The organism is Cytobacillus sp., from assembly GCF_032154635.1.
In the GTDB taxonomy this organism is placed as follows: Bacteria; Bacillota; Bacilli; order Bacillales; family Cytobacillaceae; genus Cytobacillus.
On record NZ_JALDXW010000080.1, the window covers coordinates 1 to 6,228 of the forward strand.

A 6,228-nucleotide genomic window follows, 5' to 3' on the forward strand; every position below is an offset into this window, starting at 1 on the left:
AAATGAAGTTCGTGAAGGAATTTTGAATAAAATTGATAGAGGTGTGACAAAACTAACAGCATACGGTGGTTATACTGATAGCGAGCGTCCAATTCTCATGTGTGTCGTTGATCAATCGGAGTTCACAAAATTGAAACAATTGGTCAAAAGCATTGATCCGACTGCGTTTATCATTGTTACTGATGCATCAGAGGTGCTTGGTGAGGGTTTCAATCGTGCTTAATATTGGTATAATATAACTGTGATATGTAATATTACCAGAGGGGGATTTTTAAGTGAAAAAGAAGCTTCTAGCATTACTTTTAGGGTCTTCTCTTGTTCTTGCTCTTGCTGCTTGTGGCGGCGGGGATGACGACACTGCGAAAGATAAGGACACAGGTACAACAGGCGGCGAAACAACAACAGCTGATGCTGGCGATGCCGAAAAGCTTTTCAATCAAAAATGCTCAAGCTGCCATGGCGGTAACCTTGAAGGCGGCGTAGGTCCTGCTCTAGACAAAGCTGGTTCAACTCACTCTAAAGAGGATATTGAATCAATCATTGCTAATGGACAAGGTGCAATGCCTGCTGGATTACTTAGCGGAGATGAAGCATCTCAAGTTGCTGAATGGTTAGCTGCTAAAAAGTAATAGTAAAATAATTTCTACAAGAAACGTTCTGTTTGCCGCAGAACGTTTTTTCTATTGCTAAGATAAGAAAGTATATTAAAATACAGCGCCTAACAAACTTCAGGTCTCCTCCCTACGATAAGTCAACATCGGTTCGCTGCCGCAAACCGTGTTTCCTTTATCTCAGTCGGAGCCTTCTGCGTTTATACGGCGATGAACAAGGCGCTTCCGCTTTTCTATCTTTGAAAAGAAACTGTAATAATTTTTCAAGGATTTTTAATGATTGTTGATGTTATAATGAAAGCTGAATGAAAATAAAGTTGGTTTTTATCCCTTTTTGTCTGGAAGATGTCGTTTTTTGACGAAATAGTAGATCTGAGAATAAATCATTTAAATGAAAAGATATTGATTCGTGAGTCGGAACTGCGAACCATTTATATAAACAGAAAAGATATTGGGTGTGATAGAAATGATAGAAATGAAGGATGTATTTAAGAAGTATCCAAACGGGGTAGTTGCCGCGAATGGGATTGACGTATCAATCAAAGCGGGAGAGTTTGTTTATGTGGTTGGTCCGAGTGGTGCCGGTAAATCCACTTTTATAAAAATGATGTATAGAGAAGAAAAGCCATCTAGTGGTTCGATTATGATTAATGGGATTAATCTGGCGAAATTAAAAACGAGCAAGGTTCCTCTTCTTCGACGTAATATCGGAGTCGTTTTCCAGGATTTCAAGCTGCTTCCAACACTGACTGTCTATGAAAATGTTGCATTTGCGCTTGAAGTAACAGAGGAACAGCCAAAGTATATAAAGAAGCAGGTCATGGAGACACTGGATCTTGTTAATTTGAAGCATAAAGCACGGATGCTGCCAACTGAATTATCCGGAGGAGAGCAGCAGCGTGTCTCGATTGCCCGTTCAATCGTCAATTCACCTAAAGTAGTGATCGCTGACGAGCCGACTGGAAACCTTGATCCTGAAACATCATGGGAAATCATGAATATTTTTGATGAAATTAATACAAGAGGAACAACTGTGGTTATGGCAACGCATAATAAAGAAATCGTGAATAAAATTAAACATCGTGTGATTGCAATTGAAGGTGGAAAAATTGTCCGTGACGAGCAAAGGGGGGACTATGGCTATGAAAGCTAGTACCTTTAGCCGTCATTTAAAAGAAAGTGTGAAAAGTCTCGGAAGAAACGGCTGGATGACATTTGCATCTGCAAGTGCGGTTACTGTCACGCTTATTTTGGTCGGGGTATTTTTCGTCATTATGATGAATCTTAATAAAGTTGCATCAACCCTTGAACAAGAAGTCGAAATTCGTGTTCATATTGATGTCGCAGCTAACAAAGAAGATCAAATCGCTTTGGAAAAGAAGATTGAAGGCCTCTCCGAGGTCAAAACTGTTCGCTTCTCTCCAAAGGATGAGGAACTCGATAACCTTATTGAAAGTTTTGGTGAAGAAGGAGAAGCTTATAAACTATTTGAGCAGGACAACCCATTAAATGATGTCTTAGTTGTGAAAACAAAAGATCCAGAAGATGTCATGAAGGTTGCCGAAAAAATAGAAAAATTTGACTATGCTGCGAAAGTAAAATACGGTCAGGGTGAAGTTGAAAAATTATTCTCCTTCCTTAATGGGGCGAGAAATGTTGGGCTTGTTTTGATCGTAGGCTTGCTGTTTACAGCTATGTTTTTAATCTCAAATACGATCAAAATTACGATTGTATCGAGAAGAAGAGAAATTGAGATTATGAGATTAGTAGGTGCGACAAACGGATTCATTCGTTGGCCATTCTTCCTTGAAGGCTTATGGCTTGGCGTACTTGGATCTATTCTTCCAATCGCGCTCATCGCAATATCATATAACTATATATATGACTACCTGGCACCAAAACTGCAAGGAAACTTCATGGAAATTCTTGAGTTTAGTCCATTCGTTTACCAAGTATCCGGATTATTGCTCCTAATGGGTGCGTTAATTGGAGTCTGGGGCAGCATGATGTCAGTACGTAAATTTCTTAAAATATAAAAAAGGAAGGAGCTAAGCTTCTTCCTTTTTTTATGTAAAAAAATGGTCGGTCTGACTAATTGAGCAAGCCCTTTATGTAAGACCGACATTTACACATTTGGCTGTTAGCAGATGCTCATGCATGTTTTTATGCGAAAAAAATAACAAATGCTAGATAAACTTAGTAAATTGCTAGATAAAATTAAAAATCTGCTAGATAAAGCAATCAACTTGCTAGATAAACGTAAAAAGTTATCAAATAAATACATCGACTTGAAAAATACGGAAATCGCTATAGTAAAAAAATTCTCATAACCCGTCCCATTTTTTCATATATTGAATTAGCATCCCTAAAAAAGGTGAATCAAGTAAATTGTAGAATGAATAAAAATCGGTACACATCGAAGGAAAGGAAGATGGGGATGAACAGAAAGTGGATTGTACTGCTAATGACAGGGTCTCTCTTGACGGGAGCGGGCGGTACATATGCTGGAATGCAATGGATGAATAAAAATGAACCTAAGGTTAGTATTGAAAATCAAGCGGCGCCTACAGTGGAAGGCCAAATTCCCATTTCAGCAGGAGATTTAAAAAAGGTAGAAAAGGCCTATCATTTAATATTAAATAGCTATGTTGAAAAAGTGGAAGAGGAACAGCTAGTAGAAGGCGCCATTCAAGGAATGCTTTCCACACTCTCGGACAAATATTCAGTTTATATGGATAAGGAAACAGTCAAACAATTCAACGAATCACTTGAATCTTCTTTTGAAGGAATTGGGGCCGAAGTAAGCATGGATAATGGAAAGGTAGTCATCGTTGCTCCATTTAAGGATTCACCGGCAGAAAAGGCGGGACTAAAACCGAGGGATCAAATTTTAAAGATTGATGGTGAAAGCATAGAAGGACTCGATCTATTTGAAGCTACATTAAAAATAAGAGGGGAAAAAGGGACAAAAGTAAAGCTCGAAATTGCACGCCAAGGATTGGTTGACCCTCTAATTGTTGAAGTCAAACGAGATGAAATTCCGCAAATTACTGTCTATTCTGATCTGAAAAGACAAAATGGAAAAGCTATTGGCTATATTGAGATTACCTCATTCTCAGAGGATACAGCAGCAGAATTTGAAAAAAAACTTGAAGGCTTAGAGAAAAAGGGGCTAGAGGGGCTAATTATTGATGTTCGCGGAAACCCAGGGGGTTATTTGGAATCTGTCCAAGAGATCTTGAAGGGTCTTGTTACAAACGAAAAGCCAATCATTCAAATTGAACGTCGGAATGGAGAGAAAAAGAGATACTTTTCAAGCTTGACCGAAGTAAAAGAGTACCCAATTGCGGTCTTAATAGATAATGGAAGTGCGTCTGCTTCCGAAATCTTGGCGGGTGCCTTAAATGAGGCGGAAGGATACCCGTTAATTGGGGAGAAAACATTTGGTAAAGGAACGGTTCAACAGCCAGTACCAATGGGGGATGGAAGCAATATAAAGCTGACCTTATTTAAGTGGCTGACCCCTGATGGAAATTGGATTCATGACAAAGGCATTCAGCCGACACTTGAAGTCAAGCAGCCTGCAATTTTTAATACGCATCCACTGCAATTAGAAGAGACGCTGGTACGGGACATGAACAATGAGCAGGTGAAAAATGCACAGGAAATGCTTGATGGACTAGGTTTTTCCCCGGGAAGAAAAGATGGATATTTCAGTGAATCTACAAGGGTTGCCGTAATGGCCTTTCAAAAGTATTCCGGTCTACATGCAAGTGGGGCAATTGATCAAAAGACTGCTGCAGCATTAGAAAAGGCAATCATTGACGAAATGAAAAAAGAAGAAAACGACACCCAGCTTCAAACCGCTCTAAGATTCCTGGCACGCTAAAACAAAACTCCCTATAAAATGTCTTCCCGCGGTGCCTGGCACCGGCTGTGGACAATGTGGCTTATTTTGTCCGTGAGAGGTGGACACTTCATTATATTCAATCAGCAGACAGTATGCTGTAACATAAATAGCAGAGGGCATCCTTCTGCTATTTTTTGTTTATTTCATATTGCAATAGGTTTTGTGTGTACATTTTGGTAGAATAAAGAGTAATAGATATTGGACACTTGAATATTTCTTATGGAAATTTATTAATAGAGGTTGGTGGCTATGTTGGCTCAAGAATGGCTGATTGAATTTGTAAAGGGAGCGGGTAAGTTTTTTCTTCATCCTGTTTTCTATTATCTCTTCTTTTTAGCTGCTATCTTAGGCGTTTCCCGGGTGAAACGAGAGAGGGGCAATTTTCATGTTCGAGCGGAAAATGCATATTTTGAGCTGAGGCAGCTTCTTCCGTTAGGCTTATTAATCGGGCTTGTTTTGTCTCTGATTACAATAGCGGCAGGACTTGTTATCCCGCTAGAGACAATTGTCTTTACAGCGGTATTAACGATTTTATGGAGCTTCACAACGAAAATTCGCTGGATGGCACCTGCTTATACGTTAGGGTTTGCCTTCTTTGTAACAATCTTTGCAGTTGAACAAAAATGGCCGCTTCCATCTTTTTTAACGTCTATTTCTGATGCGAAACCAGCTGTTTTTCCAGCTATTGCGGTCCTGCTTGCTTTGTTATTAATTGGAGAAGGAATCCTTATTTTCAAAAATGCGCGAAAGGGAACGTCTCCAAAGCTGATAAAAAGCAAAAGAGGGCAAAGGGTTGGGGTACATGAGGTAAAGCGTCTTTGGATGATCCCGATATTCTTGGTGATTCCAGGCGAGGTACTTAAGAATCCTTTTGAATGGTGGCCAGTTTTCTCCATTGCTGGGCATTCCTATTCTATCCTTCTTGTCCCGTTCGCCATTGGCTTTTTCCAGCAAATCCAAGGAAATCTCCCTATCGATGCACTAAAGAAAACGGGAAAAAAGGTGATTTGGCTTGGTACGATCATCTTGCTTTTGTCTATTTCCGGTTATTGGTTCCCGATCGCTTCGATTGCAGTCGTAACCATTGCCATTGTGGGCAGGGAAATTATCACATTAAGGCAGCGAATGGCAGACGAAAACCGTCCTTTCTTTTTCTCAAAAAGAAATCATGGTGTCATGGTTTTGGGGATTATTCCGCAATCACCAGCTAGTCATATGGGATTAAAGGTTGGCGAAATTGTTACGAAAGTAAATGGCATTCATGTCCATGACAAGAATGGGTTCTATGAAGCCCTTCTGAAAAATCGTGCCCATTGTAAGCTGGAAGTACTTGATACAAATGGACAAATTCGCTTTGCCCAGCGAGCTTTATATGAAGGCGATCATCATGAGCTTGGCATCCTTTTCGTGCAGGATGAGAGGAATAGGGGCAGTGAAGCGGTTTAATATGTGTGATTTCTCATAATTCGTGAGAATCTTTTTATAATTGGTGTGAATTTTTTCTGAATTTGTAAGAATTCTAAGTGAGCCTTAAAATGCAAAATTTTCATATAAAGAATGAGAAATGAAGTGAATGGTCTCACTATTGTATTAAAAGAAAGCTCTTTATTTAAAAAATATTTTTTACTTAATAAAAAGTCCTTTACGAATGCCCTCTGTTTTAATGGAGGGCATTTTTATTTCAGAATTTTAACTTCTTCCATAAAA

6 protein-coding genes are annotated in these 6,228 nt (G+C 39.3%); all 6 read left to right on the forward strand.

Annotated elements, in window-relative coordinates; genetic code table 11:
* Nucleotides 1–223 (forward strand): YitT family protein (locus RUH74_RS23885; protein ID WP_313805305.1); only part of this gene is annotated, 223 nt, incomplete at its 5' end.
* Between the two features lie 52 nt (nucleotides 224–275).
* Complete coding sequence (gene cccB / locus RUH74_RS23890; protein WP_313805307.1) at nucleotides 276–629, forward strand: cytochrome c551; 354 nt, start codon at nucleotides 276–278, stop codon at nucleotides 627–629.
* A 448-nt stretch (nucleotides 630–1,077) separates the two neighbouring features.
* Nucleotides 1,078–1,764, forward strand: a complete 687-nt coding sequence (gene ftsE, locus RUH74_RS23895; protein WP_313805309.1) for a cell division ATP-binding protein FtsE — start codon at nucleotides 1,078–1,080, stop codon at nucleotides 1,762–1,764.
* Nucleotides 1,754–2,647 (forward strand): permease-like cell division protein FtsX, encoded by an 894-nt coding sequence (gene ftsX, locus RUH74_RS23900; RefSeq protein WP_313805311.1) that lies wholly within the window; start codon nucleotides 1,754–1,756, stop codon nucleotides 2,645–2,647. Before ftsE ends, ftsX begins: the two co-directional genes overlap by 11 nt.
* A 401-nt stretch (nucleotides 2,648–3,048) precedes the next feature.
* Nucleotides 3,049–4,500, forward strand: a complete 1,452-nt coding sequence (locus tag RUH74_RS23905; protein WP_313805314.1) for a S41 family peptidase — start codon at nucleotides 3,049–3,051, stop codon at nucleotides 4,498–4,500.
* A gap of 273 nt (nucleotides 4,501–4,773) precedes the next feature.
* Nucleotides 4,774–5,967 (forward strand): PDZ domain-containing protein, encoded by a 1,194-nt coding sequence (locus RUH74_RS23910; protein ID WP_313805317.1) that lies wholly within the window; start codon nucleotides 4,774–4,776, stop codon nucleotides 5,965–5,967.
* Nucleotides 5,968–6,228: the final 261 nt, after the last annotated feature.